Raw genomic sequence first — 26,922 nt, forward strand, 5'->3', positions numbered from 1 at the left:
ACATTTCTAAAAGTGTTACAAATTATCGAGATTATTTCGCTTTACCGCAGGAATACCCTAGGCTTTAACAAGAATTTAAAGGATAGAGATGGGAGGCAGAAAAGCACGACGAGAGGTTCGAAAGAAGGATTTTGATTTCCCTTTCAATTTTAGGCTCGAACTCCTTGATATTTCCTGAATTAGAAGTATATTTGCAGCCGCTAATTTAACAGCAATACAAAAAACCTCAGGCAATATGTATGCAATTGTAGAAATGGCAGGGCAGCAATTTAAGGTTGCGAAAGACCAAAAAGTCTACGTACATCGCTTGGACGCAGCAGAAGGAGATCAGGTCGTATTCGACAAGGTTCTTTTGTTGGACAACGATGGAAAAGTGACTGTTGGCGCCCCCGTCATAGAAGGTGCGGCTGTAGAAGCCAAAATTGTAAAGCACCTGAAAGGAGACAAAGTAATTGTCTTCAAGAAAAAGAGAAGAAAAGGCTACCGCAAGAAAAACGGGCACCGTCAATCCCTGACAGAAATCGTCGTTGAAGGAATTGTGGCCAGTGGAGCTAAGAAATCAGCAGCCAAACCTAAAGCGGCTCCTAAGAAAGCAGAAGCTCCTAAAGCGGAGGCACCTGCCAAAGCTGCTCCAGCCAAGAAGGAAGCCAAAGCAGCTCCAGTAGGAGATTTGAGCTCTAAAACGGTTGCTGAATTGAAAGAAATGGCCAAAGCGGCCGGTATCTCAGGATATTCATCTATGAAGAAAGCTGACTTAATCGCAGCTTTGTCTTAATCTTAATACGGAAGAGAAATGGCACACAAAAAAGGAGTTGGTAGCTCTAAAAACGGAAGAGAATCCGAATCGAAACGATTAGGGGTTAAGATCTTTGGTGGCCAGCATGCTATTGCAGGAAACATTATCGTTCGTCAACGTGGAACTCAACACAATCCTGGCGAAAACGTGTATGCTAGCAAAGACCACACACTGCACGCCCGTGTTGACGGAATTGTAAAGTTTGAAAAGAAAGCAGGAGGAAAAAGCTTCGTATCTATTGTACCTGAAGCTTAAGACTCTGTCTTAGAATAAAAAAGCCCTGGTTTTGCCAGGGCTTTTTTGTGTCCTTTGGTTTAGCTTCCCGATTTAAGGATATCCCGAACAATTTTGAGGTGATGCCGGGTGTGTACCTTCATTAGTCTCTGAGTCTGACCACGGTCGATCATACCAAATACGGGATGTTTGGTGTAGGCCTTTTCGTCAAGATCCTTCAGTTTGGCGATGCGTTCTTTCGCTTTGCTCAATTGAGCTTCGATATCAGATTTTTCGATGACTTCAGGTGGTCGAACTTCATCCGTAGCTTGTGCGCGTCCTCTTGGAATGATGCCCGTTGTAAAAACAACCAAGCGACTGGCGTTTAATTCAGATTCAAAGTCTTCAGGATTGGAGTTTTCCAAGGCGTCATAAAGGCGGTTAACAACCAGCAGCATATGGTCCAGGTGCCAGGCGACATCTGCTTCCGACACTGCGGTATTGCGCACTTTACGTTTTTCGATAAGGCTTTCGATTTCGGCCAACTCCTCATCGAGAAAGTCATTGGAAGTTTCGCGGTTATTGATCACGGCGAAAATCGCTAAAACAGCGATTAGGGCGACCAAAAAGAACAGTACTTTTTTCATGTTAATGGTATTGTATTCAGCAGTGAAAATACTGAAAAGGAAAGGATTACGCCTTTTTTACCAACTCTGGTTCCGAAAGTTATGGGCTAATGCATAGCGAACAGAAGATTGTAGGTACTCCTGGGTGTTGTATTGCGGCATGGGCAAAATACTCTCTAATAAGGCGGTATCCCATTCAGAAGGAGCAGCGGTCAGGTAGGGAGTCAGGTGGACGCCGATGGTCTCGTAATAGAGTTTTTCGAGTGCAGATTCGAAGCCACTAGTGGCATTGATCAATTCTCTTGTCAGACGATATCCCTGAAAGCCGACAGCCTTCAGTATTTGGCTAATCCCCCCTTCAATAGGCGTTCCTTGCGCGTGAACGATATTCAGCTGATCAATAGGTTGATCCATCACCTTACAAATAACCTTGGCGGCGTAATCCGCGGGGATGATGTTGAGGTTGCTCTGTTCTCCGGCGGCAATGCGAATACCCCGTTCGTTGTGCTGTGCCATATGGGCAAAGAACTTGGCGAAGAGGTAGAAAACCATGTATTTCGAAATGAAATAGGGGGAGCTGCCGTAAATATTGCCCCCCAAAACACTGGGTCTTAAGATTTGCAGTTCCAGTTGGTCTTGGGCACATTTTTCGGCTAAAAATCGCTCGGAGGCGTGCTTGGATGCCTCATAAAAATTACGGTAGTCCAGGTTTTCGGCCGAGAGGTAGTCGTTGCCAATCAGACCCGTACGACGTCCAATGGCGAAGGCTGTACTGATGTACACCCATTTCGAAAGAAAGGGCCGCAAGAGGCCATAGAGCTTTTGGGTAAAGCCCAGATTTTCTTGGTAGATTTCTTCTTTGTGTTTGGGATGCTGCGAAAGATTCACAAAGCCCGCTAGATGCACAAAAATATAAGACTGGAGTCCTTGGAGGACCTCGGAGGTACGTTCCAATTGCTCGGGGCTAATAACCCGAAGACGCTGATCTTCCCAAGGCTTTTTGCTCCGGATTAGAGCCGGAGCAAAAGGGCTTGAGAGCAATTTTTCAATGCGTTTTTCAGGAGAAACACCCTTCTTGGGACGCACCACAAGCACCAGTTCTTCAAGCATATCTAAACGGCTTTCCAGCAGTTCAAAAAGCACTTGAGACCCCAGGGCTCCGGTTGCTCCAGTCAGGATGATTTTCATTTAGTATCGGTAATAGTCAGGTTTGAATGGACCTTCAACAGTTACACCAATATAAGAAGCCTGATCTTCTTTCAGTTCAGTCAGTTCTGCACCGAGGCGTGCCAAGTGCAATTGAGCGACCTTTTCGTCCAGGTGTTTAGGCAACATATAGACCTTGTTTTCGTACTTCTCGTTTGAGTTCCACAACTCAATCTGAGCCAGGGTCTGGTTGGTGAAGGAATTACTCATCACGAAACTCGGGTGGCCTGTGGCACAACCCAGATTCACCAAACGACCTTCGGCCAATACGATCAAATCCTTATCGCCGATGGTGTACTGATCTACTTGTGGTTTGATCTCCACTTTGGAATCTCCGAAAGCACCATTTAACCAAGCCATATCGATTTCGTTATCGAAGTGACCGATATTACAAACGATGGCTTTGTCCTTAAGGGCTCGGAAGTGTTCCTCGCGGATAATGTCTTTATTTCCGGTAGCGGTAATCACGACATCAGCTTGATCAATCACCGTCTCGAGTCGCTTGACCTCGTAACCGTCCATAGCGGCTTGAAGGGCACAAATTGGATCGATTTCCGTTACCGTAACAATGGCTCCAGCTCCTCGGAAGGAAGCGGCAGTTCCTTTACCTACATCTCCGTATCCGGCAACGACAACTCGTTTCCCAGCCAACATGGTATCGGTGGCTCGACGGATAGCGTCTACTGCGCTCTCACGGCAACCGTATTTGTTGTCAAACTTGGATTTAGTCACCGAGTCATTGACATTGATAGCGGGCATGGGAAGGGTTCCGTTTTTAACTCGCTCGTAAAGGCGGTGTACCCCGGTGGTTGTTTCTTCAGAAAGACCTTTAATGGCAGCGGCCAATTCCGGGTATCGGTCCAAAACCATATTGGTCAAGTCCCCTCCATCGTCCAAAATCATATTTAGAGGATCTCTGCTTTCCCCGAAGAAAAGCGTCTGTTCGATACACCAATCGAACTCTTCTTCGGTCATGCCTTTCCAGGCGTAAACAGGAATCCCGGCTGCAGCAATAGCGGCAGCGGCATGGTCTTGTGTCGAAAAGATATTACAGGAACTCCAGGTGACCTCTGCTCCCAGGGCAACAAGGGTTTCGATGAGAACCGCAGTTTGAATCGTCATGTGCAGGCATCCTGCAATTTTTGCTCCTTTTAAGGGTTGTTCCTTCCCGTATTCTTCTCTTAAAGCCATCAATCCGGGCATTTCGGCCTCGGCGAGACGAATCTCTTTTCGGCCCCAGTCGGCCAGGCTGATATCTTTTACTTTAAAAGGTACGTAAGGGATTGTTTTTGTGCTCATAGGTGCTTTGCGTTTTCTTTTTGTAGCTTCGCTTTCTGCCTTTCGGCAAAGGTACAAATTCAGTAAGTCATAGTCGTGCCATTATTCAAAAGCCTTACAATCAATTCTGGGACTCAACTGCTTCTGTGGAAGGTGACCGAGAGCGAAAGCGAACTGGCCGCTGAGGTAGAATTGACACCGTATTGTCAAGCCCGTATGCAGGGCATGAAATCCGAGATACACCGCCGGGCTTTTTTAAGCATCCGCCATCTTCTGGCCGAGCGGGGGTACCAGGACCGAGATTTGTACTACAATGAACAGGGGAAGCCGTTTTTAAAAGACAAGACCCGAATTTCCATTACCCATTCCGGCCCCTTTACGGGCATCATTCTAAGCACTTCAGAGGAGGTGGGAATAGATATCGAGCAACAGCGTTCTAAAATTATTCGCATCGCTCACAAGTTCACCCCTCTACAAGAATACCGAACCCTGGCCAATACCGAGGCACTGATTCGCAAACTCACGGTGGTTTGGGGGGTAAAGGAATCGCTTTACAAAATATACGGAACCCCGGGGCTGAGCTTCTTGAACAACATTGTGGTTCAGGATTTTGATTTGGGAGATGAGGAATTGCAGGCCACTGTACACTACAAAGGCCAAAAAAGCGCTTTTCGATGCACTTACGAAGAATTTGAAGGCTACACTTGTGTGTACGCCCGCCAACTATAAATCAAAGCATGGAAATATCCGTCGAACTTACTTTGAGCCCTTTACAAGACAATTTTGAACCCCCCATCATCGCCTTTATTCAGGCCCTGAGGTCTTCAGGACTAAGGGTTCTCGAAAATCCCTTGAGCACACAGGTTTACGGGCCATATGATCAGGTCATGGAGGTCCTAAACAAAGAGATTAAAACAGCCATGGAAGCCCTGGATCAGGGAGTCCTACTATTAAAAATGGTCAAGTCTGACCGAAGCGATTATGAACCCCATTTTTGATTTTTTCTTCGAGATCTATTCGGGTCGCCCGACGCACCTGATCATCCTTGAAGCGATCGCTTTTGTCACCGGGATCGCCAGTGTCATCCTGGCCAAAAAGGAACATATTGGGGTGTATCCAACCGGATTGATCGCCACCACGATTACGGTCTACCTCTTCTGGGTCGATCAGCTTTTGGGGGACATGATGATGAATTTTTACTATTCCATCATGAGCATTTACGGTTGGTATAACTGGGCTCGTAAAAAGGAGGGAGATCCGGTGGTTCACATTTCTAAAACGACCTCTAAAGAACGTTGGATTGGGGCCGTTCTTTGCCTCTTTACGATGGGGGTAACCTATGGAGTTTACCGGGGTTTTGATGTGGATCTCGGCCCATTGAACTACATTGATATCCTGACTTCAGGTATCTTCTTTACCGCCATGTGGTACATGGCCAACAAGAAGATTGCCAATTGGAGTCTCTGGATTTTGGGAGACTGCATCACGGTGCCTTTGTACGGATACCGGGGATGGGGTATGTTTGCCCTCCAGTTTTTGGTGTTTACGATTTTGGCAATTCAAGGTTATCGAGCGTGGAAAAGATCATACCAAAGCAACTTGAAAGAAGCGAACCTCCCCTAGTTCGGGTGGTACTCTTTGGGCCGGAATCTACCGGAAAAACAACCTTGTCCAGGCAGCTATCAGAGCACTATCGGGCGCCCTGGGTGGCTGAATTCGCAAGGGACTTTTTACAGCGAAAATGGGACGCCCAGAAGGAAGTGTGTTCAGAGGCGGACTTAATTGATATCGCTATCGGGCAAGTGGAGTCCGAAAATCAAGCAGCCGAACAGGCAGACCCCCTTCTGATTTGCGATACGGATGTTCTGGAAACCCTGGCCTATTCTTATTGGTATTTTGGTTCGAAGGCGGATGAAAGGCTGGAAGAATCTGCACAGCAAGCTGAATACGACTTGTACTTACTGACTTATATCGATACCCCATGGACTCCGGATGATCTTCGAGATCAGCCCGATGCGCGCCCGGAATTGTTTGCTCATTTTAAGAATTGCCTTGAGCGATTTGACCGAAATTTCGTTATTTTGAAAGGAGATCCTTATACCCGTTTTACCCGGGCTACTGAACTCATCGATAAACTTATTCATGCAGCTCAAAACAAGCGATAAGTACATGAACTTATTCAACGAAAAAGACCTGGAACAACTCCGGGTCAAAGGAATTACCAAAGAACAAGTCGAAGCGCAGATCAGAATTTTTGAACAGGGAATTCCCTTTGTTCAATTGCAGGAAGCCGCGGTTGTTGGCAAGGGAGTCAGACGTTTTACCGCCGAGGAAGAAAAGGAATTACAAGATTTTTTTGATGAGAAAAGCAAAGGACTCGCCCTCTTGAAATTTGTTCCTGCCTCGGGAGCAGCATCGCGTATGTTCAAGGCCTTATTTGCTTTTTTGGATGCGTATAATCCCCATAAGGAAGCCTTAGCGGACTACTGGAATCGCACCGGTGACGACGCCATGAAAACCTTTGTAGAAGGGATGGAACGCTTCCCTTTTTACCAGCAAATCCAAGAGCGTATTTCGGATCGTGTAACCTCTGCAGATCACGGGGTGTATTTGTTTGTCCAGGAATTACTCACCGAGGACGGCTTGAATTTTGGGTTTTATCCCAAAGGGTTATTGCCTTTTCACGCCTACCAAAAGGCCGCGACTCCTTTTGTTGAGCATTTAAAGGAAGCCGCCTTTTATGCAAAATCAGGAGGAAATGCAGCCCTTCATTTTACGATATCACCTCAGCACGAAGTGCTTTTTAAGGCGGAGGAAGAAAAGTCGGCCTCCGAGGTTGCCCTGGAGACCGATAGCCAGTTCTCCATTGGGTACTCCTTCCAAAAATCTTCCACCGATACCCTGGCCGTCGATAAAGAGAACCAGCCTTTTCGAAATACGGACGGGAGTATCCTTTTTAGACCGGGGGGGCACGGGGCCCTGATCCAGAACCTCAATGAGGTGGATGCCGATGTTGTCTTTATTAAAAATATAGATAATGTGGTAACAGAGGAGAAGCTCGAGGTGGTGGGCAACAGCAAAAAGATGCTGGCTGGCCTCTTACTGCAACTGCAAGAGAAGTCTTTCCACTACGCGGCTCAACTGGAAGCAGGATCTGTTTCGGAAGATCAAATGAAGGAGATGTCCACCTTTTTGGAAAATCAGCTCAACTCTCCTTGCTCAAGCGATTATGCGGAATTCACAACAGAAGAAAAGCACCGCTGGTTAGCCGGTCAACTGAATCGTCCGATTCGCATTTGTGGCATGGTGAAGAACGAAGGAGAACCTGGAGGAGGTCCTTTTTGGATCAAAGATGCTGCGGGCCAAGTGTCTCTTCAAATTATTGAATCTGCTCAAATCGATCGGGATAACCCACAGCAGGATGCCATCTTGCAGAATTCAACCCACTTCAATCCGGTGGACCTCATTTGTGGGTTAAAGAACCACAAGGGAGAAAAATACAACCTCCTTGATTTCGTCGATCATGAACAAGGATTCATCACGGCTAAATCAAAAGATGGAAAAGAACTAAAAGCTCTAGAACTTCCCGGTTTATGGAATGGAGCTATGGCCTTTTGGAATACCATCTTTGTTGAGGTGCCCTTGGTCACTTTTAATCCGGTAAAAACCGTTAATGACCTGCTTAAACCCAGTCATCAGGCATAAAATTACAAGAATAAAACACTGAAAAACAGCCGTCTAAATAGTTTAGGCGGTTTTTTTGCGTCTAAATGTGACCTCCAGAATTATTTGGTGTCTGAATAGATGAAGACCCACAAGAGGGGATCCGATAAAGAGACATAATCCGGTTATTTGATTGATTACCGGTTTTTTGGTTGGTTGGTTTGATTGAAAGGGCTGCAGAGGCTCTGGCTGATGTGGCCCCTTTCTAAAATCACGACCTCATACAGGACGCGGAGAATGCTAGATTGAACACTAACCTCAGCATTTCCAGTTCCCCCCGAAATCGGGAACACAAGGCTGCTTCGGCAGCCTTTTTTCTTTTTATCTTTGCGCCGTCTCAACAAGGGGTGCTCTGAGAATGGGCTGAGATTATACCCGATGAACCTGGGCGGGTAATGCTGCCAAGGGATTCCAACAAGCTGTCTGCAAGGCAGCCTCTTTAAATCATTAACCAGAATAATGACCCCTTTTATTCGTAAACATGCTTACGGATGAAAACTTTATTCGCATCATTGGCCCTATTCGGCCTAGTGGGCTTCGTGCAAGCCCAAAACACCGAGCCCGACTCGGTGAAACAAAAAGAAGTTAAACTCAAGGAGGTGGTTGTGTCTTCTTCACGAGCTTCCTCGATTACACCGGTAACCTTTGTCAATTTTGAAAAGGCCGACATAGCCAAGGTCAATTTAGGACAGGATTTACCTGTACTTCTCAACTATTTACCTGCTGTTGTTTCTACCACTTTTGACGGTACGGGAGTAGGGTACACAGACTACCGTATTCGTGGTGCAGACAACTCCCGAATCAACGTGACCATCAATGGTATTCCTTATAACGATGCCGACAGCCAAACGACCTTCTTTGTCAACTTGCAGGATTTTGCCAGTTCGATCGAGAACATTCAAATTCAACGAGGAGTGGGGACTTCCACCAACGGAGCGGGTGCCTTCGGGGCCAGTATCAATATTTTGACAGACCGTGCCTCCGATGAAGCTTTTGCTTCAGTCAGTACAGGGATTGGAAGCTTTGGCACCAACCGCCAGAGCATCAAATTTGGAACTGGGGCCCTAGGGGATGGCTTCTCTTTTTCTGGACGCCTTTCTCGTATTGCTTCAGACGGCTATGTCGATCGAGCGACTTCTGAACTCAAGTCCTACTTTTTGCAAGGGGACTATGTAAAAGGAGAAACCCGCCTACAGGCCATCACTTTTGGGGGAACCGAAAGAACGGGATTGTCCTTCTTTGGACTCGATCAAGCCGGTCTCGATATGGATCGCCGAATGAATTTTGACGGGTTCTATTTTGACCGTGACGGCAATCAGCAGATTTATCAAAACCAGACGGACAACTATGCCCAAAACCATTTCCACTTGCATTGGAATCAGGGGTGGAATAGCAATTGGCGCTCTCAGTTTTCGCTTCATTACACCCAAAGTGCAGGCTTCTTCGAACAAATGAATGACGATGCCTCTTTGAGTGCTTACCGCTTGGATGATTTTACCTTCAACGGAGAAGCGCAAACCACGGCAGACTTGGCTACTCAAGCCCACTTGAACAGTGATTTTTATGGAGGAGTTTTTAGTTTGACGTATCAGAAAGATCAATTGGAGTGGATTACCGGAGGTAGCTTTAATTACTACGACGGGATACAGTTCGGAGAAATAGTCAGCGCGGATTTAGCTCTACTTCCTGGAAGACCTTTCCGTTTTTACGAAAACACCACAGTCAAAACCGATTTGAGTGTTTACTCAAAAGCGAATTTTGAATTGGCGCCGAACCTCAACGGTTTCGCGGACCTGCAGTTTAGAAGAGTGGATTACGAAGCGTCAGGAACCCTTTTGGAATTGGGAGCACAACTAGATGTGGACGAGACCTACAACTTCTTTAACCCCAAAGCGGGATTGTCTTATCAACTCCAGCCGGGAAGTCGTTTGTACCTTTCTTGGGCAAGATCTCACCGCGAGCCAGCCCGTGTTGATTTCGAAAACGGTTCGCCTGAAGCGGAGCGTTTGGATGACTTTGAGTTGGGTTGGAGAACCCAAAACCGCACTTTTCAATTGGGAGCCAATGTGTACTACATGCTCTTCAATAACCAATTGGTCTTGACGGGAGCCTTGGATGAGGTTGGATTTCCGATTCGCCAAAACAGTGGAAAGAGCTATCGTTTAGGGATTGAATTGGACGCACAATGGCAACCCCATCCCAAGTGGACCATTGCCCCCAATGTAGCGCTAAGCGAGAACAAGAACCAGGACTTTATTACACCATTGGATGGGACTCTTCAAAATCTGGGAGATACGGATATTTCTTTTTCTCCCTCAGTGGTTGCGGGCAACCGGATTGAATTTCGCCCGGATGACAGCTGGAGTTTTACCCTTTTCTCTAAGTATGTTGGCGAGCAGTTTATGTCAAATACCGAAGCAGCGAATTCCCGTTTGGAATCTTACTTTGTACAAGATCTAAACTTGCAGTACCAAACCGGTTCTTTCGGATTTGTAAAAAAGTTGGTGTTGCAGGGACAGATCAACAACCTGTTGGACCTGGAGTATGAGAATAACGGATACTACTTCACCTTTGATGTACCGGATGGTTCAGGGGGAGTAAGTACCTTGGATGGGAATGGGTTTTATCCTCAGGCAGGAATCAACTTCCTCTTAGGAGCAACACTTCATTTCTAGAAAGAGCCTCCGCTACCGTTTTTTTCAGATCTTTAATTGGGAGAAAACAAGGCGGTATATGACAGCACAAAATCCACCGCAACCCAAGCCTCTAAGCTGGGGGATTATAGGTTGCGGTGCAGTTACAGAAGTCAAAAGCGGACCAGCCCTCTACAAAACAGAGGGCTTTTCTGTTCGTATGGTGATGAGGCGAGATTTGGCCAAAGCCCAGGATTATGCCCAAAGGCATGGGATTCAGGAGGCGACGGACCAGGCCGATTACTTGATTGACCATCCCGAAATCGATGCGGTCTATATTGCTACACCACCTGACACCCACCTTTCTTATGCTTTGCGGGTAGCCGAAGCCGGAAAACCCTGTTGTGTCGAAAAGCCCATGACGCCCTCTTACGCCGAGAGCCTTGAGTTGTATGAGGCTTTTAAACGTAAAAAACTGCCCCTTTTTGTTTCGTATTACCGCCGTTCCCTGCCCCGTTTTTTAGAATTGAAAAATTGGATTGACCAAGGGCGCATCGGCGAGATTCGCCACCTTCATTGGCACAAAACCAAGCCCGCCAGTCGGTGGGATATTGAGGGAGTAGACCAATGGAGAACCGATGCCCGCATTGCACCAGGGGGGTATTTTGATGATCTGGCAAGCCACGGATTGGATTTGTTTGCCTTCTTGTTGGGTCCCTTTAAAGAGGTAAAGGGCATCAGCGGGAATCAGCAAGGGTACTACACGGCCAAAGACGCCCTAAGTGCGAGTTGGAGGCATGAGTCCGGAGTGACCGGTTCTGCTTTTTGGAATTTTGGAACCGGCCTGCGAACCGATGAGGTCATTCTGGAAGGTTCCCAGGGTCAAATACGGTTCTCAGTCTTGGATGAACATCCCTTACGACTTCTGACTGCAGAATCGTCAACACCGGAGATCGTTTTGGAGATTACTCATCCCGAACACATTCAGATCCCCCATGCGCTGAATATGAAGAAAGCCCTTTTGCATGGTGTACCTCATCCCAGTACAGGCGAAACGGCCCTGCACTGCAGCTGGGTCATGGATCAGATTCTAAAAGGATAGGGATTAGTTGCTGATGATAACCAAGTTACCACTGGCATTGGCGCGGTATTCCAACATGTCGTAGTAGCGGTTCCCATCATCGGGGCGGTTTAACTGCTGGCCGGTAAATAGGCTGTATTCAAAATTGTCGCAGTCGCATTTAGCCACCGTTCCCTCCATGCGCATAGTTGAGCAATTACTGGGAACCTGGTTGGGGCAACTGGCCTCAAAAGCCCGAAAAACACCAAAGCCAGTATTAATTACATAAACCCCGCGTATGCCGACTCCATTGTTGCCGATGTACACCGGATTTCCAGGGTTGTTTAGATCCGTATAAAGGGGCAAATTCAGGTTGATGTCAAAACGAAAACCCACTTCTGGCAGGAAGGGATTTCGGTTGGTTGAATTGACCGAGCAAGCCATTAGAATTAAAAGAAAGACGCTAAAAATCAAATAGTTACTGGGTTTTCTCGGCATGATTCGAATTCTTGAGGAATTAAAATTGACCAAAAAAATCGTATATTAGCGTTAAATCCTCGCAAAAACTCCATTTGGGAAGTGGCAGCGGAGGATTTTTTGTATTTTGATGGATTAGGCTCCAGACCATTTAAACCAGAAAAAAGAGGGAGCGCCTAAAGGAAAGTGATTATGAGTAAGGTATCTTATTATACCAAGGAAGGTCTACAAAAACTTCGTGACGAACTGAATCAGTTGAAGGACGTGGAACGTCCAAAAGCCTCTGCGGCCATCGCAGAAGCTCGAGATAAAGGCGATTTGTCTGAAAATGCCGAATACGATGCGGCCAAGGAAGCTCAAGGCCTGCTCGAGATGAAGATTTCGAAGATGGAAGAGGTATTGGCCAATGCTCGGGTCATTGACGAATCCCAATTAGATACTTCGAAGGCCTTGGTCCTTTCCAAAGTAAAAATCAAGAACCAGGTCAATGGCATGGAAATGCAGTACACCCTGGTTGCCGAGTCGGAAGCGGATTTGAAATCAGGAAAGATTTCGGTCAATTCCCCCATCGGGAAAGGACTCTTAGGTAAATCCGTTGGAGACGTTGCCGAGATTCAGGTACCCAACGGCACCATGAAGTTCGATATTCTAGAAATTACAAGAGACTAAGTCGTGGCGAGCATTTTCAGTCGGATCATCGCACGAGAAATCCCCGGTCATATCGTTGCCGAAACAGAAGAGCACATTGCTCTTCTCGATATCAATCCCAACGCCCCAGGGCACACCCTCTGTATTCCTAAGAAAGAGACGGATAAGATTTTTGACTTATCAGAAGAGGAGTATATGGCCTTGATGCAATTTTCTCGTCAAGTAGCTTTGGCCCTCGAAAAGGTGGTTCCTTGTAAACGCATTGGGATGAGCGTGATCGGTTTGGAAGTGCCTCATGTGCACGTTCACCTTATTCCGCTGCAAGAAATGGCCCAAGCGACCTTCGGTCAAAAAGCCAGTTTGAGTAAGGAAGAGTTCGAAGATTTGCGCCAGCGCATAGCCGCCGCCTATCAGGGACTTTAGGCGCTGAGATTTTCTTGACTTTTTCGCAGGACGATCTGCATGATGGTGCCTTCTTTGCTGGAGGACATCACCCGAATCTTTCCTTGGTGGTATTCTTCAATAATGCGCTTAACCAAAGAAAGTCCTAAGCCCCAGCCCCGTTTTTTACTGCTTACCCCTGGCTGAAAGATCTCTTGAAATTGTCCCTTTTGAATTCCGTGCCCGGTATCACTGACCAGGACGTGAACCTGCTGACCGTGTTGTTCGATGTTCAGGGCAATATGCCCTTTCCCCTTCATGGCGTCGATTCCGTTTTTGACCAGGTTTTCGATACTCCAACTAAACAGGGCGGGATTGAGATCGACCAGGACCTTATCGGTATCGGTATGAAAGCTAAATTGGATGAGCTTGGAGCTTCGTCTCTTCAAATAATTCAGGGTCTTTTCTGCTTCCTCGACCAGGTTGCGGGTTTCGAGATCTGGAACAGAGCCGATCTTGGAAAAGCGTTCGGTTATGGTCTGCAGGCGGTAAATGTCCTTTTCGATTTCTCTCGTAATCTGTGGGTTGAGCTCTTCACTCTTGAGTAGTTCATTCCAACCGAGTAAGGAGGTCAAGGGGGTTCCGATCTGATGGGCCGTCTCTTTCGCCATACCCGCCCAAAGGCGGTTTTGTTCCGCAATTTTATTGGTTCTAAAGAAAAAGTAAATCACCGTTGCAAAAAGGAAAATGATGAGCAGGAGTGCAACAGGGTAGTATTTTAATTGGTTCAGTACTTCGGAGTTTCCGTAATAAATGACGGCGTCTTCTTCCTGGTTGGAGCTCAGGATAATCGGCTGGTTCTGCTTGCCAAATTTCTTGATGAGTTGCTGAATTTTAAGGCTGTCTTTAGCCTCTTCTTCCGGCAGGTTATGGGTGCGAATGGCCCCAACCGAATTCACCAGGATCATGGGGGTAGACTTGTTGTTGCCCTGCACCATCAAAATGAGTTCGCCGGGATCTTCCTCCAGACTCAGGCCATTGAGTTCCGAAAGGGAGCTGGCCCATATTTGCATCTTTAAGCGTTCCTCTTCCTTGAATTTCTTGAAAAAGTGATTGGTATTCCAGAGGATCAGGCTCACAATGCCAAAGGCGACCACGACCAAAATGATCTGAGTAGCGCGTCGACGTGGGTGGATAACCATATAGGGATTCTCTGCTTAAAGATAGGTTTAAAAAAGTCCAATTTAATTACTTTTGGGGGATCAAAGAAAGGGCATTATGGAAGTACAAGGAAGCATAAAACTCATTGAGGCAACAAAGACTTACGGGAACAATGGTTTTCGCAAGCGCGAAGTCGTATTGACGACAGAGGAGCAATATCCTCAACACCTCTTGATTGAGTTTATTCAAGATAAATGTGATTTATTGGATTCTTACTCCGCGGGCCAGCAAGTGAAGATTAGTATCAACTTGCGCGGTCGGGAATGGGTCAACCCCCAAGGAGAAACCAAGTACTTCAACTCCATTCAGGGTTGGAGAATCGAATCTTTGGCGCAGAATGCAGCCGGAGGAGTTCCTGAGGCGCCTCTGCCTCCAATGGATCAATTTGAGCCGGCAAAAGAAAACGGCGAAGAAGACTTCGACGATCTGCCCTTCTAAGCATGTGGCTTAGCCGCTTTACGACAAAATTATTCGGGCAGTACCTGCCTTCCCCTTTCGCTATAGCCGTCATCCTGACCGGGATTTCGCTTATTCTAGCTTTGCTTTTTGGGGAATTTAAACCAGGCAGTTCGCCTTTGGTACAGGTCTTTAGCCTCTGGGAAACCGGCTTGTGGAATCAGGGCTTGCTTGTCTTCGCCTACCAGATGATGCTCATCCTGGTGCTGGGGCATGTATTGGTCCTCAGTGAGCCGGCGGATCGGTTTATGGAGGCCTTAACCCGGCAGGTAAAAGACCCAACAACGGCGGTATTGTGGGTATTGGTTCCCACCCTGCTTCTCTCTTTTTTCAATTGGGGATTGGGTCTCATTTTTGGAGCCTTAGTAGCTCGGAAAGTAGGAGAATTCGCCCGTCGCAATCGAATTCCGGTAAATTACCCCTTGCTGGGTGCCTGCGGTTATGCAGGGATGATGATTTGGCATGGTGGAATCAGTGGCTCAGCGCCTATCAAGGCTTCTGAACCGGGTCACCTACAGGATTTGATGCGGGGAAGTGAAACAGCCATTGTCTGGCCAGATTCGATTAGTACGGCGGCTACGGTGTTTAGCTGGCCCAATTTATTGATCACTTTTACCGTCATTCTAGTCCTTGTTGGAGTCGCCTACCGCATAGCTCAAAAGGCCAGCCCCAAGAGTCAGGCCTGGCCAGATTCCATCAGTGAATTTCACGAAGAAGAACCAGAATCCGGTGAGCAGATGGACAACTCCGTTTGGGGAGGTCGAATCCTTGGGGGGCTTATCCTGATCGTGGTTGTTATCCAGTACGGTGCTGCACTGGGGAAACTCCAAATAACTCCCAATCTGTTAAACCTCTTTATGTTAGGCTTGGGACTGGCCTTACACGGTAGTTTTAAGCGCTTCTTGTGGGCGGTAGGTCAAGCCATTTCAGGTGCCTCTGGCATTTTAATTCAGTTTCCACTTTATTTTGGAATCATGGGCCTTATGGTGGGCAGTGGTCTGATTGAGCAGCTCTCTGAAGCCATCGTCCAAACGGCATCGGCATTCAGTTTGCCTATTTGGACCTTTTTCAGCGCGGGCTTGGTCAATGTATTCGTTCCCAGTGGCGGAGGACAATGGGCGGTACAAGGGCCCCTGGTACTCCAGGCGGCCAATGAACTCCAGGTGCCTTATGCCAAAGTCATCCTGGCCCTCTCTTATGGGGATCAACTTACCAATATGCTTCAACCCTTTTGGGCCTTACCTCTGCTGGGTATAACCGGCTTGAGGGGTAAAGATATCTTGCCTTATTCTTTGACTTTTATGTTCTGCGGTGGAATCATTTACCTTTTAGGGCTCATGTTGTTCTAATGATTACCTTTAAAGAAGATCCAAGTCTTTTGTGTTTTGGAACAGTCAAACAATCAATTTCCGCTTTATTTCTTGAACGACCACCTGGTTTTTCCTCCGGTGGAATCAGCCAATGAAGAAGGGCTTTTGGCGGTAGGGGGTGATCTGTCTTTTGAACGCCTGCTATTGAGCTACCGAAGCGGGATTTTTCCATGGTTTAACGATGACGCTTTAATTCTCTGGTGGAGTCCCGATCCCCGGATGGTTTTGTTTCCGAATGAAGTCAAGCAATCCAAGAGCATGAGAAAGGTCATGCACTCAGGACAATTCAGTCTGACCAAAAATCAATGCTTTAGTGAAATTGTAGACCGTTGTGCTCGACAGGAAAGAAAGCAGCAGGAGGGCAGCTGGATTACCCGAAACATGAAGCAAGCCTATGGAAACCTATTCGAAAAAGGCTTTGCCCGTTCGTACGAAGTATGGGAAGGACAGGAATTGGTCGGCGGCCTTTACGGTGTAGATTTAGGCCATGTTTTCTGTGGAGAAAGCATGTTCAGTAAAGCTTCGAATGCCTCGAAATTCGCCCTGATACACCTTTGTCAAGATCTGTTATCCGAAGGATACGAGCTGATCGACTGTCAGGTCCATACGGATCATCTAGAAAGTATGGGTGCACGAGAAATTCCCAGAGCAGATTTTATGAAGTACCTGAAACCGCTGTATGGCGGGGACAGCTGACCAAGTGGTCATTCACCATACCGGTGGCTTGCATAAAGGCATAGACCACGGTGGGCCCTACGAAGCGAAAGCCTCTTTTCTTCAAGTCTTTACTTAGGCTTTTGGCCAATTCGGTATGGGCAGGGACATCAGCCAATTTTTCCCAGTGATTTTGGATGGGTTTGTGATCTGTGAATCCCCAGTAGTAATCGGAAAAACTGCCAAACTCTTTTTGGAGCTCCAATAAAGCACGGGCATTGCTGCGTGCGGCTTCAATTTTTAAGCGATTGCGGATAATCCCAGGATCAGAAAGCAAGTCTTCTAGTTTTTGGTCACTGTAAGCGGCCACAATTTCAGGGACAAAATTGTCAAAAGCCAGCCGAAAGGATTCCCTCTTCCGCAACACGGTAATCCAAGACAGCCCGGCTTGAAAGGTTTCTAAAAGTAAAAACTCGTAAAGACTGCGGTCGTCGTTCTTTAAAGGAACTCCCCATTCTACGTCGTGATAGGCCTCGTAGAGGGTATCTCCAAGGCACCAGCCGCAGCGCTCATCAGACATCTTTGTTTATTTACATGGATTGTGCAATGTAAAGATACAAAGGTATCCCCAGGGTAATATAGAACGGAAAGGTGATGGCCAGCGCCATGTAGAATCGGGAGATCTGAATCCAAAAGAAAATAGAACTGACCTCCAATGAAGCGGTAAAGCAGTCCGTTTTGGCGGGATTGGGTTTTTCGGCCATGCCCCTGATTTCCTGTAAAAACAAGAGTTTTTCGCCTGTGGCAGAGGTCTTTTTAAAGTATTCGGAAGAAGAAAAAAAGGACATTCTTGCCAATTATTTCTCTTGGTACGAGGAAGTGAGTTGATCACAAATAAAAGTTAAACCAACACAAAATGATAGTAATACTATTATATTTGCGAGACCAAAATTTGGGGTATGCACCGATTATTTCCATCCTTGCGAATAGATGTCAATTCTGGACTTTATGTGAAGGATCCCGAGTCTTCTGATCTCGGTAAGCGCATCGTCAGTGAAGGTATTTTGCTGATTCACGAATTGGGCTTTGAGAGTTTCACCTTCAAAAAACTCGGCTTGAAAATTGGTTCGAACGAAAGTTCGCTCTACCGATATTTCGAAAACAAGCACAAATTTCTTCTGTATTTAACCTCCTGGTATTGGGGTTGGATGGAATACAAATTGGTATTCACTACCCACAGTCTTCCCGATCCCATGGAAAAACTTAGTACCGCCATTCAGATCCTCACAGCTACTACAGAAGAGGATGGTGCTTTTACGCACGTAAATGAGGTGGTCCTGAACAAAATCGTGATCAATGAGTTTTCTAAGTCTTACCTGACTAAAGAGGTGGATGAAGAAAACCGCAACGGGTATTTTGTGATTTACAAAAGACTGGTAAGTCGCATCAGTGAGATGATTCAGCAGGTAAATCCGGATTACCAATACCCCGGAGCCTTAGCCAGCACGCTACTGGAAGGGGCATTACACCAACATTATTTAAAAGAACACTTCCCCCAACTTACGGAGTGTGGATCATCGACTTCACCTGCTGAATATTTCCTTGATTTAATTCAACGCTCCTTATCCTAAACCCCATGGCTAAAACAATTTTAACCGCCTGGCAACGCTTACTGGGATTGCTCAGACTGGACCGAAAGGACATTTCGCAGGTCCTGTATTATGCGGTCTTTGCTGGAATTGTGAACCTGACACTTCCTTTGGGTATTCAGGCCATTATCAACCTGATTCAGGGTGCCCAAGTGAGTACCTCTTGGATTGTTTTAGTGATATTGGTCACCCTCGGTGTCGGTTTTGCCGGCGCCCTTCAATTGATGCAGCTCCGCATTATCGAAAATGTGCAACAGAAGATCTTCACCCGTTCCTCCTTTGAGTTTGCGTACCGTTTTCCGAAAATTAAGATGAGCGCACTACGGAATCAGTATCCGCCCGAATTGGCCAACCGTTTCTTTGATACCCTGACGGTTCAGAAGAGTTTATCGAAGATTCTGATCGATTTTCCTGCGGCACTACTGCAGATTATACTTGGCCTTTTACTGCTCTCATTTTATCACCCCTTCTTTATCGTTTACGGGGTGCTGTTGATCCTTTTGATCTACGTTGTATTCAAGTACACGGCTCAACGGGGTTATGACACCAGCTTGTCGGAGTCCAAGTACAAGTACAAGGTGGCTCACTGGTTGCAAGAGGTTGCACGTTCCATTGTCAGTTTTAAGCTTTCAGGCCATACTACCCATGCTCTGGACAAGAATGATTCTTTGGTTGTGGAGTACCTCGACGCCCGAGAAGGGCACTTCCGTGTCTTGGTATTGCAGTTTATTCAGATGATCGGCTTTAAAGTGCTTGTAACAGCTGGGCTCTTGCTGATCGGAGGACTCTTGGTCTTGAATCAAGAGATGAATATCGGGCAGTTCGTCGCTGCCGAAATCATCATCCTTTTGGTTATCAGTTCGGTTGAAAAATTGATTTTGGGACTGGAAACGTTCTACGACCTACTGACTTCTTTAGAGAAATTGGGCCAGGTGGTCGATAAGGAACTGGAGCCTCAGGATGGTCAAAAACCCTTTAACGAAAACGAAGGCTTTTCGGTACAGTTGGATGAGGTTTCTTATCGCGTTCCAGATCGAGCCAAGTTTATTCTTAAGGACATCGCCTTTTCCATCAGCCCGGTATGCAGTATTCTGGTACAAGGGCCATCAGGCTCCGGCAAGACCACCCTGCTGCGGCTTATTGCCGGTATATTGGAGCCGGATGAGGGGAACATCTTTATCAATGATGTGGCCCTGAAGGGAATGAACCTGAATTTTTATCGCTCGCATCTAGGGCAGTCCCTAACCGAGGAGTCTCCTTTTGAAGGGAGCATCCTGAACAACATCACTTTTGGGGATCCAAGTATAACCGAAGAGCAGGTGTATTGGGCTCTCGAGAAAACTAAGTTAACGGAGTTTGTCAAGGAACAGCCTCAGGGTTTGAGAACGATTCTCTATCCGGAAGGACGTCAAATTCCTTATACCGTTTCTAAAAAGATTGTTTTGGCACGTAGTATCGTACGTCAACCCAAAATGCTGATCCTGAAAGATCCGTTGGATCAGTTCTCGGAAGGAGAGGCCAACGAAATCATGGACTTCTTGGTCAATCCAGAGAACGGATGGTCTTTGGTTGTGGTCAGTGAAAACCAGCGATGGGCCAGAAGCTGCAGCCGCACCATTACCCTGGAGAACGGAAAAATCACTAACGAAACACGGAACAACAATGCTTAATATCACTAAAAACAGTTTGCACCAAAAGGTGGATCTTACAGGGTATAAAGCCGGAACGATTGTATTCCACCGAAGACATTTCAAGCAGTTCAACCGCTTCTTGGCAGCCTTTGCCCTCATCTTGTTGATTGTATTATTCTTGCCCTGGACCCAGAACATAGCAGGTAAGGGGTATCTGACTACGCTCAAGCCGGATCAGCGTCCACAGACCATTCAATCCCCTATCCCAGGTCGGATTGAAAAGTGGTTTGTCAGAGAAGGGGAACACGTTCAAAGTGGAGATACCATCCTCTTTATTTCGGAAATTAAAAACGAATACCAGGACCCTGATCTGGTGGCCCGTACAGGTCAGCAAATCCGGGCCAAGTCTCAGTCTGTATTCAGCTATGAAGAGAAGGTGAAGCAGTTGGAGCAGCAGATCGGAGCTCAGCAACTTGAACGGAACCTCAAACTAAAGCAGGCCCGAAACAAGCTGTATCAGGCCAACCTCAAAGTAAAGTCAGATAGTATAGATTTGGAGGCAGCCAGGACCAATCTGAGCATCGCCCAGCGCCAGTTTGATCGAAGTACCCAGCTCAATGAAGAGGGTCTGAAGCCCATGACTGATGTGGAAGCAAAGAAATTGAAGCTGCAGGAGACCCAGGCCAAATTGATTTCGCAAGAAAACAAACTCTTCGCTAGCCGCAATGAGGTCATTAATGCCCAGGTTGAAATCAACCGGGTACAGGCCGAGTACACCGATAAGATTGCCAAATCCAGATCTGATCGAGCCACTGCCCTGAGCAACCAATACGATTCAGAAGCCCAGGTGACTAAACTCGAGAACGCCTATACCAACTATCAGATTCGCCAGGGAATGTATTACATCACTGCGCCCCAGAATGGCTTTATCAACCGGGCCCTGCAGTCAGGGATTGGGGAAACTTTTAAGGAGGGAGATAAACTGGTTAGTATAATGCCTTCCGATATTGAAATGGCGGTCGAGACCTATGTAGATCCCATTGATATTCCTCTGGTGAAGATTGGTGAGAAAGTTCGTATCCAATTTGACGGATGGCCGGCGATCATCTTCAGTGGATGGCCCAATGCCTCTTATGGAACCTACGGTGGAGAAGTTGTTGCCATCGAAACCTTTATCAGTGATAACGGAAAATACCGCCTACTTCTGGCCCCGGATCCCCAAGACCACCCTTGGCCGGAAGAGCTTCGAATAGGATCCGGTGCAAATACCATGGCCCTTTTGGAAGATGTGCCGATTTGGTTTGAGTTGTGGAGACAGCTCAACGGTTTCCCACCGAATTACTACGAGCCTGATGGCAAAGAAGAGGAAGTCAAGCGTATAAAAGTCAAAATATGAGGTCGCACACCTACATGACGGTTATGCTGATAGAGTTACTGCTCTTTCCGCTACAACCTCTTACTGCCCAAGAGACGCCAACGGCCGAGTTGGAGTTTGTGGAGTATATGGGCTATGTGCGGAAGTACCACCCCATTGTTCGGCAGGCGGAACTGCGCTTGGCCCAAGGTGCCGCCAGCCTGATGAAGGCCCGCGGAGGATTTGATCCTAAAATTGAAGTCGACTACGATCGCAAAAAGTTCAAGGGAACGGAATACTGGGATCGCCTGAATACGACCTTCAAAATTCCAACCTGGTACGGACTGGAATTCAAGGCGAATTTTGAGCAGAACCAAGGAGCTTTTATCAATCCTGACGAGACCTTACCCGAGCAGGGTTTATTTGGAGCGGGGGTTAAACTTTCCCTGGCTCAGGGCTTGTGGATCAACAAGCGTATGGCCAGCTTAAAAAAGGCCCGCTTTTTTCGGGAGCAAACCCGAGCCGAGCAGCAGATATTGGTGAACGAAGTGCTCAGCGAAGCGGCAACCGCCTATTTCGATTGGATTCGCGCCTACCAGGACTACCAGATTTTTAACAGCTTTCTCCTGAATGCCCAACAGCGGTTTAAAGGGGTAAAACAACGCGCAATTCGCGGTGATATGGCCATGATTGATACGGTAGAAGCCAAGATTGCTGTCCAGAACCGGGATTTGAGTAAGGAGCAGGCTTGGCTGAATCTTCAAAAGGCTGCCCTCAATCTTTCGAACTACCTCTGGATAGAGGATGTGCCTGTGGAGTTGCAGGGAGTTGTTCGACCAGCCCCTCTTTCTGAGTCCAGTGTCGACGGTTCTTTGGGCCTGGTCGGTCTGAATTTTGAGGATTTTAATGTGGCAGAGCACCCCAAGTTGATTGCTTTGCAACAAAAGGTACAGGGCTTGGAAGTCGAGAAGAACCTCAAGGTCAATCAGCTCCTTCCCAAGATCGATTTGGAGTATAATTTTTTAACTCCGGACCCCAACCTGATCGGCACCTTTGATACCCAGCAATACAAAGGGGGCTTGAGCTTTCGCTTCCCACTCTTTTTGAGAAAGGAAAGAGGAGAACTCAAATTGGCCCGCATTAAGTTGAATGACGCGAGCTACGAAAGGGATTTTGCCCAAGTCAGTATTACCAACAAGGTGGGAGCCTCTATGCCCAGTTGGAGTCCTTTGGACGACAGCAAAGTATGATTGGTGATATGATTATGAATTACCGCACCCTGCTTCAGGGAGAAGAAAGAAAGTTCAATTTTGGAGAAAGCTCCTTGTTTCTTATCAATTCGCGAGAGAGTAAACTCATCGATGCGGAACTCAAAGGCAATTCTCTTCAGAACAAGTACTATGTTTCTAAAATCAAACTCTTTAAGGGCTTGGCCCTGGACGCTGACTTTTAGGAAGATTCCCTGATGTAAGGAAAGGGGTTCAGAACGAACCAATCCACTGTGAAGTTTAATGATATGAAACCTACGGAAGCCTTAACAGAAAACCAAAACGGATTGGACCTACAGCAGTACTGGGAAAAGGCGATGCCTTATGCCGAATACCGAGCCCTCTTCCAAGAACAGGCCGAAAATGGTCGGACTTCTGGCCCGCAACAAACGGAAGCCTTAATCAACTATACCCAGCTGAATGATCGCCGTTCGCGCCGCTGGGAAAAACGCTTTAAGGTCGATGGAGAACTTCAGTCTCAACTCGAACAACTAAACAAACCTCAAAGGTGGTTGGTTCTCAACGAAAGCTGGTGTGGTGATGCGGCCCATACGGTACCCATCATGCAAAAATTGGCGGAGCTCACCGACAAGATTGAGGTCCGGGTTTTGTGGCGGGATGAGAATTTAGAACTCATGGATGCTTATCTGAGTCAGGGTACCCGAGGAATTCCAAAGCTGTTGATTCTCAACGAAAGGAACGAAGTTGCCGGGGAATGGGGATCGCGTCCTGAGCCTTTGCATCAACTGGTTCAAGAGGCCAAAGACGAAAACGGAAAACTTCCTGCTGACTTCAAAGAAGAAATTCAAAAGTGGTATAACCAAGACAAAGGACAAACTACCGTCCGGGAATTGGAGGCCTTAGTACTTTCCTTGGAATAAATAGGTGATACTCCCAATTTGCTTCGGCTTAGAAGATTTCTCAAAACTCGAGCGCAGAGCATAGGTAATGGCCTCGTCGACCAGGCATCCGTTGTCGGATGTTGAGCTGTTTGAGTTGAAACGGGCTTCCAGAACCTTTCCTTGGGAGTCAACAACGATATTGATGACAACCTTTCCTCCTTCGATACATTTGTAAACAGGTGGATCCAGGTAAACATGATTACGATCTACTAGGGAGTAGGAGATGGTGGTACGTTTGTCTTTGAGGAAGGAGGTGCGTTCTTTCTTTTTCGCTTCCCTTTCTCCCAACTGATCCTGGAGTTCTTTGCGTCGTTCCGCCAGTTTTTTGAGGTACTCTTGGTAGGCTTCGTCCTGTTGAGTTACATCAGCTGATTCTCCTTCCTCGGATTGGAGTTCGGCTAATTCCTGTTCCAGTTCTTCCAGGGTTTTAAAAGGTTCAGGGTCTCCGGCATTTGGATCTGCTGTTTCATTAAACGCTCTGTGGGAAGTGGGGTTTAACTGCGACTGCAGCTCTTCAATGCGCTCCTTCTCTTCCTCGATCAACTCTTCCAAGTTCTCATCCAGGTTCATCTCGATCACGTACTCGTCTTCCTGTTGTCCGCCCAATTGAATAGTGTAGAGTAGTGAAACCACAAGAGCCATCGAAAGTCCGGTTATCAATAACGAAAGTTGTTTTGCACTCATTTTACTTCTTAACGAATATAGCTTATTCGACCCCCAATTGTTTTTTGAATTCGAGAGGCTCTATAGCCTTATCTACGTGAAAATCTCCGATTTGGATTCTTCTCAAGGCAGAAAGATAGCCTCCGGTCTGCAGTTTTTGCCCCATATCGTGAGCCAGAGATCGAATATAGGTTCCCTTGCTGCAGCGCACTAAAAAGTCCATGCTGTTATCTTCTTTCAAGGGTTCCAACTGAAATTCATGAATTTCAATTTCCCGGAAGGGAATATCGGTTGTTTCTCCTTTTCGAGCCAATTCATAAAGGCGTTTTCCGTCTTTCTTTAGGGCGGAGAACAAAGGGGGTTGCTGCTGAATCATTCCAACAAACGAAACTCTTGAAGCTTCAATGGCCTCTGCTGTGGGAGGCTGATAGCCCTCAACTACTTGGGGTTCGGTCTCCAAATCATAGGAGTCGGTAGTTGCTCCCAATTGGATACTCCCGGTATAGCCTTTGGTTTGCCCTTGGTAGTTTTGGATTTGCTTGGTCATCTTCCCTGCACAAATGATGAGTAATCCTGTTGCTAAAGGGTCGAGGGTTCCCGCGTGTCCTATCTTGATCTTCTTGAGGTTGTGTTTCTTACGGATAGCCCATTTGACGGCATTCACCGCCTGAAAGGAGCTCCAGTGCAAAGGTTTATCAATCAAAATAAGTTGCCCTTCCAAGAAGTCTTCGGCAGTAAGTGAACCGTAATCCATTTTATCCCCAAAAGCTCCAGCCAATGGCGATTAAACCAACGACCAGACAGTAAATTGAAAAGTAAGAAAGCTTGCTGTTGCGGACCAATTTAATCATCCAGGTACAAGCCAACATGCCCGAAACAAAGGCAGCGATAAAGCCAACGCCCATTAAGCCCAATTGACCCGATTCCAAGTTGAGGTCTCCTGAAAGGATGTCCTTGGCTATTTTTCCAAAAATCAGTGGCACCACCATCAAGAAGGAGAAGCGGGCGGAACGGGTTTTGTCAATCCCCAAAAGTACCGAGGTTGAAATCGTAGCACCACTTCTCGAAATGCCTGGGAGCATTGCAATGGCCTGAGCGATACCGATGATCAGAGCATTCGGGAAAGAAACTTTTTTCGAGGTGTCTTTCGCTTTATCTGCTAAGTACAACAGGATGGCGGTAACGATCAGCATAAAGCCAACAAATTGGATGTTGCCTCCAAAAAAGGCTTCCAGTTGTTCTTCAAACAAAAAGCCGATCAGGGCAGCCGGAATCATGGAAACGATGATTTTCATAGAAAACTCCATCTGTTCGTTCCATTTAAACTGAAACAGACCACGAAGAATTTCCATAACTTCTTTTCGAAAAACCACCAAAGTACTCAAAGCGGTAGCAAAGTGCAGGACCACAGTGAATAAAAGGCTTTCTTCGGGAAGGGAATTATCGCCCAGGATGACTTTTCCGAGTTCTAAATGCCCGCTGGAGGAGACGGGTAAAAATTCTGTAAGACCTTGTATAATCCCAAGGAGAATAGCGTCAATATAACTCACGATCAGTCTTTTTTACTGGGGTTGTGCAGGATGGCAAACACCTGAATACCCAGCCCGATCAGCACCAGAGTCGGTGCAAGACGGATTCTACGGAAGTTGTAAATCGCTTCGTTGAACACTTTGGGGTCATCACTTCCTCCTCCGCTCATCAAGATGAACCCTAAAACGAGAAAAGCCAAGCCCACAAAAAGAATTTGGTAGTTGCGGCGCTCCATTACAAAGAGCGAGTTGTTTTTGGTTGGCTGTTTCTGATTTTTACTCATCTAAATGGACTTTGTCTAATTAATACAGGCGGTCTGTTCTTAGGTTTAAGAACCGCTGAGTCGCGTAATGCGTACTGATATACGAGATCGCAATACCCAACCCAAAAATTGCAGCAAATAAGACCAAAAGAGGAATGGCGTCATCGAACAACTGCAATTCTGGAAAGCTCTGATCGAGGTAAAACAAGGTCACAGAAAGGGCGATGAGCGCAAGTAAAGCGCCCAGCATCCCCAACTTGACATTGGTGACGATAAATGGCTTACGTATGAATTTTTTAGTTGCTCCAACCATTTGCATGGTTTTGATGATAAAACGTTTTGAGTAAATCGACAGGCGGATGGAGCTATTGATCAGCAGGACTGAAATCAGCGTAAAAATTGCGCTAGCAACTAATATCCAAAGACTTAAGCGGCTAACATTGCTGTTCAAAAGTTCGATCAGGGGCTTGTCGTAACTCACTTCATCAACGTAGGTTTTGGTACTTATGGTATTTGCAATCTCTTCTATTTGAACCGGAGAGACGAAATCGGCCTGTAAATTCAGGTCAATGGCGTTCTTCAGCGGATTGAATCCGAGAAACTCCACGAAGTTCTCGCCGATGTCTTCACTGTATTCTTCTGCGGCTTCTTCTTTCGGGATGTAACGCGCCGATTTGACGTAGTCAGCCAAAGCAAAACTCTTCTGAAGTTGGTTGACTTCGATCTCTTTGGCGTCGTCTTTTAGGAAAATGGTGAGGGTGATTTGTTCTTTAAAGTGGTCAGCCAACTTCTTGGCATTGAATACCAATAAGCCGAGAATGCCCATTAAGAAGAGCACTAAAGAAATACTGAGCACTACGGAAAAGTAAGAGGTTATCAGTCTCCTTCTTTGATACCGCTCGATGTATTGAGCCATATTAC

The 26,922-nt window shown here is 46.7% G+C and carries 32 protein-coding genes; 20 read left to right on the forward strand and 12 right to left on the reverse strand.

Going from position 1 to position 26,922, the window contains the following annotated elements; genetic code table 11:
* The first annotated feature begins 235 nt into the window (after positions 1–235).
* Together rplU and rpmA are read left to right on the forward strand one after the other, a co-directional pair.
* Complete coding sequence (gene rplU, locus BST99_RS12455) at positions 236–775, forward strand: 50S ribosomal protein L21 (protein WP_105002089.1); 540 nt, start codon at positions 236–238, stop codon at positions 773–775.
* An 18-nt stretch (positions 776–793) separates the two neighbouring features.
* Positions 794–1,051 carry a 50S ribosomal protein L27 gene (gene rpmA / locus BST99_RS12460; protein ID WP_105002090.1) on the forward strand — a complete coding sequence of 86 codons (258 nt, stop codon included), beginning with the start codon at positions 794–796 and terminating at the stop codon, positions 1,049–1,051.
* Between the two features lie 59 nt (positions 1,052–1,110).
* Here the strand turns inward: rpmA and BST99_RS12465 are convergent, their stop codons facing one another.
* From BST99_RS12465 to ahcY, 3 genes are read right to left on the reverse strand one after another with little or no spacing between them, the layout of a single operon-like run.
* The gene (locus BST99_RS12465; protein ID WP_105002091.1) at positions 1,111–1,656 is read right to left on the reverse strand and encodes a DUF1569 domain-containing protein; all 546 of its coding nucleotides are present in this window, start codon (positions 1,654–1,656) and stop codon (positions 1,111–1,113) included.
* Positions 1,657–1,713: 57 nt separating this feature from the next.
* Positions 1,714–2,823 carry an SDR family oxidoreductase gene (locus BST99_RS12470; protein WP_105002092.1) on the reverse strand — a complete coding sequence of 370 codons (1,110 nt, stop codon included), beginning with the start codon at positions 2,821–2,823 and terminating at the stop codon, positions 1,714–1,716.
* Positions 2,824–4,140: an adenosylhomocysteinase gene (gene ahcY, locus BST99_RS12475; RefSeq protein ID WP_105002522.1), complete on the reverse strand. Its 1,317-nt coding sequence runs from the start codon at positions 4,138–4,140 to the stop codon at positions 2,824–2,826.
* A gap of 75 nt (positions 4,141–4,215) precedes the next feature.
* Between ahcY and BST99_RS12480 the strand changes: the two genes are divergently transcribed.
* The 7 genes from BST99_RS12480 to BST99_RS12510 all read left to right on the forward strand — a co-directional run bounded on the left by BST99_RS12480 (position 4,216) and on the right by BST99_RS12510 (position 11,577).
* Positions 4,216–4,848, forward strand: a complete 633-nt coding sequence (locus BST99_RS12480) for a 4'-phosphopantetheinyl transferase family protein (protein WP_105002093.1) — start codon at positions 4,216–4,218, stop codon at positions 4,846–4,848.
* Positions 4,849–4,856: 8 nt separating this feature from the next.
* Complete coding sequence (locus BST99_RS12485) at positions 4,857–5,117, forward strand: thiamine-binding protein (protein WP_105002094.1); 261 nt, start codon at positions 4,857–4,859, stop codon at positions 5,115–5,117.
* Complete coding sequence (gene pnuC / locus BST99_RS12490; RefSeq protein WP_105002095.1) at positions 5,101–5,742, forward strand: nicotinamide riboside transporter PnuC; 642 nt, start codon at positions 5,101–5,103, stop codon at positions 5,740–5,742. The genes BST99_RS12485 and pnuC overlap by 17 nt, the downstream gene beginning before the upstream one ends.
* Complete coding sequence (locus BST99_RS12495) at positions 5,694–6,284, forward strand: AAA family ATPase (protein WP_245916260.1); 591 nt, start codon at positions 5,694–5,696, stop codon at positions 6,282–6,284. Before pnuC ends, BST99_RS12495 begins: the two co-directional genes overlap by 49 nt.
* On the forward strand, positions 6,262–7,824 hold the full coding sequence (locus BST99_RS12500) for a DUF4301 family protein (RefSeq protein ID WP_245916261.1): 1,563 nt from the start codon (positions 6,262–6,264) through the stop codon (positions 7,822–7,824). Before BST99_RS12495 ends, BST99_RS12500 begins: the two co-directional genes overlap by 23 nt.
* Before the next feature lie 509 nt (positions 7,825–8,333).
* Positions 8,334–10,517, forward strand: coding sequence for a TonB-dependent receptor (locus tag BST99_RS12505; protein ID WP_105002097.1), 2,184 nt, complete (start codon positions 8,334–8,336; stop codon positions 10,515–10,517).
* A gap of 58 nt (positions 10,518–10,575) precedes the next feature.
* Entirely contained in the window at positions 10,576–11,577 is a 1,002-nt protein-coding gene (locus tag BST99_RS12510; protein WP_105002098.1) for a Gfo/Idh/MocA family protein, read from the forward strand.
* A 3-nt stretch (positions 11,578–11,580) separates the two neighbouring features.
* Here the strand turns inward: BST99_RS12510 and BST99_RS12515 are convergent, their stop codons facing one another.
* Complete coding sequence (locus BST99_RS12515) at positions 11,581–12,033, reverse strand: hypothetical protein (protein WP_245916262.1); 453 nt, start codon at positions 12,031–12,033, stop codon at positions 11,581–11,583.
* A 171-nt stretch (positions 12,034–12,204) separates the two neighbouring features.
* Between BST99_RS12515 and greA the strand changes: the two genes are divergently transcribed.
* Both greA and BST99_RS12525 read left to right on the forward strand, forming a co-directional pair.
* Positions 12,205–12,681, forward strand: a complete 477-nt coding sequence (gene greA, locus BST99_RS12520; protein WP_105002525.1) for a transcription elongation factor GreA — start codon at positions 12,205–12,207, stop codon at positions 12,679–12,681.
* Positions 12,682–12,684: 3 nt separating this feature from the next.
* Positions 12,685–13,083, forward strand: a complete 399-nt coding sequence (locus tag BST99_RS12525) for an HIT family protein (protein WP_105002099.1) — start codon at positions 12,685–12,687, stop codon at positions 13,081–13,083.
* Here BST99_RS12525 and BST99_RS12530 read toward each other — a convergent pair.
* Positions 13,080–14,243, reverse strand: a complete 1,164-nt coding sequence (locus BST99_RS12530; protein ID WP_105002100.1) for a sensor histidine kinase — start codon at positions 14,241–14,243, stop codon at positions 13,080–13,082. The two genes, BST99_RS12525 and BST99_RS12530, sit on opposite strands and share 4 nt — an antisense overlap.
* 76 nt (positions 14,244–14,319) lie before the next feature.
* On the opposite strand from BST99_RS12530, the gene BST99_RS12535 reads away from it, so the two are divergent.
* The 3 genes from BST99_RS12535 to aat are packed head-to-tail and all read left to right on the forward strand — an operon-like array spanning position 14,320 to position 16,784.
* A complete protein-coding gene (locus BST99_RS12535) occupies positions 14,320–14,700 on the forward strand; it encodes a DUF3127 domain-containing protein (RefSeq protein ID WP_105002101.1) in 381 nt (126 codons plus the stop codon).
* Positions 14,701–14,702: 2 nt separating this feature from the next.
* Complete coding sequence (locus BST99_RS12540; protein WP_105002102.1) at positions 14,703–16,067, forward strand: short-chain fatty acid transporter; 1,365 nt, start codon at positions 14,703–14,705, stop codon at positions 16,065–16,067.
* A gap of 36 nt (positions 16,068–16,103) precedes the next feature.
* On the forward strand, positions 16,104–16,784 hold the full coding sequence (aat, locus tag BST99_RS12545) for a leucyl/phenylalanyl-tRNA--protein transferase (protein ID WP_105002103.1): 681 nt from the start codon (positions 16,104–16,106) through the stop codon (positions 16,782–16,784).
* Here aat and BST99_RS12550 read toward each other — a convergent pair.
* Positions 16,744–17,322 carry a DNA-3-methyladenine glycosylase I gene (locus BST99_RS12550; RefSeq protein ID WP_105002104.1) on the reverse strand — a complete coding sequence of 193 codons (579 nt, stop codon included), beginning with the start codon at positions 17,320–17,322 and terminating at the stop codon, positions 16,744–16,746. The genes aat and BST99_RS12550 overlap by 41 nt on opposite strands.
* A 10-nt stretch (positions 17,323–17,332) precedes the next feature.
* A complete protein-coding gene (locus BST99_RS14425; protein WP_181044229.1) occupies positions 17,333–17,590 on the reverse strand; it encodes a sodium-dependent bicarbonate transport family permease in 258 nt (85 codons plus the stop codon).
* 111 nt (positions 17,591–17,701) lie between these two features.
* Here BST99_RS14425 and BST99_RS12560 point away from each other — a divergent pair, with 111 nt between their 5' ends.
* The 6 genes from BST99_RS12560 to BST99_RS12580 all read left to right on the forward strand — a co-directional run bounded on the left by BST99_RS12560 (position 17,702) and on the right by BST99_RS12580 (position 23,525).
* Positions 17,702–18,373 carry a TetR/AcrR family transcriptional regulator gene (locus tag BST99_RS12560; RefSeq protein WP_105002105.1) on the forward strand — a complete coding sequence of 224 codons (672 nt, stop codon included), beginning with the start codon at positions 17,702–17,704 and terminating at the stop codon, positions 18,371–18,373.
* A gap of 5 nt (positions 18,374–18,378) precedes the next feature.
* Positions 18,379–20,061 carry a peptidase domain-containing ABC transporter gene (locus BST99_RS12565; RefSeq protein WP_105002106.1) on the forward strand — a complete coding sequence of 561 codons (1,683 nt, stop codon included), beginning with the start codon at positions 18,379–18,381 and terminating at the stop codon, positions 20,059–20,061.
* Entirely contained in the window at positions 20,054–21,418 is a 1,365-nt protein-coding gene (locus BST99_RS12570) for an HlyD family secretion protein (protein WP_105002107.1), read from the forward strand. The genes BST99_RS12565 and BST99_RS12570 overlap by 8 nt, the downstream gene beginning before the upstream one ends.
* A complete protein-coding gene (locus tag BST99_RS12575) occupies positions 21,415–22,626 on the forward strand; it encodes a TolC family protein (protein ID WP_245916263.1) in 1,212 nt (403 codons plus the stop codon). The genes BST99_RS12570 and BST99_RS12575 overlap by 4 nt, the downstream gene beginning before the upstream one ends.
* Positions 22,623–22,829: a hypothetical protein gene (locus BST99_RS14715; RefSeq protein WP_245916264.1), complete on the forward strand. Its 207-nt coding sequence runs from the start codon at positions 22,623–22,625 to the stop codon at positions 22,827–22,829. Before BST99_RS12575 ends, BST99_RS14715 begins: the two co-directional genes overlap by 4 nt.
* 63 nt (positions 22,830–22,892) lie before the next feature.
* Positions 22,893–23,525 (forward strand): thioredoxin family protein, encoded by a 633-nt coding sequence (locus BST99_RS12580; RefSeq protein ID WP_105002108.1) that lies wholly within the window; start codon positions 22,893–22,895, stop codon positions 23,523–23,525.
* Here BST99_RS12580 and BST99_RS12585 read toward each other — a convergent pair.
* The 5 genes from BST99_RS12585 to BST99_RS12605 are packed head-to-tail and all read right to left on the reverse strand — an operon-like array spanning position 23,505 to position 26,917.
* Positions 23,505–24,230 carry a hypothetical protein gene (locus BST99_RS12585; RefSeq protein ID WP_245916265.1) on the reverse strand — a complete coding sequence of 242 codons (726 nt, stop codon included), beginning with the start codon at positions 24,228–24,230 and terminating at the stop codon, positions 23,505–23,507. The two genes, BST99_RS12580 and BST99_RS12585, sit on opposite strands and share 21 nt — an antisense overlap.
* A 22-nt stretch (positions 24,231–24,252) precedes the next feature.
* The gene (truB, locus tag BST99_RS12590; RefSeq protein WP_105002526.1) at positions 24,253–24,963 is read right to left on the reverse strand and encodes a tRNA pseudouridine(55) synthase TruB; all 711 of its coding nucleotides are present in this window, start codon (positions 24,961–24,963) and stop codon (positions 24,253–24,255) included.
* A gap of 1 nt (position 24,964) precedes the next feature.
* The gene (locus tag BST99_RS12595; RefSeq protein ID WP_105002110.1) at positions 24,965–25,759 is read right to left on the reverse strand and encodes an undecaprenyl-diphosphate phosphatase; all 795 of its coding nucleotides are present in this window, start codon (positions 25,757–25,759) and stop codon (positions 24,965–24,967) included.
* A gap of 2 nt (positions 25,760–25,761) precedes the next feature.
* A complete protein-coding gene (locus BST99_RS12600; RefSeq protein ID WP_105002111.1) occupies positions 25,762–26,022 on the reverse strand; it encodes a DUF3098 domain-containing protein in 261 nt (86 codons plus the stop codon).
* Between the two features lie 19 nt (positions 26,023–26,041).
* Complete coding sequence (locus BST99_RS12605; protein ID WP_105002112.1) at positions 26,042–26,917, reverse strand: cell division protein FtsX; 876 nt, start codon at positions 26,915–26,917, stop codon at positions 26,042–26,044.
* Positions 26,918–26,922 lie beyond the last annotated feature (5 nt).

Origin of the sequence: Aureicoccus marinus (assembly GCF_002954325.1) — a bacterium.
In the GTDB taxonomy this organism is placed as follows: domain Bacteria; phylum Bacteroidota; class Bacteroidia; order Flavobacteriales; family Flavobacteriaceae; genus Aureicoccus; species Aureicoccus marinus.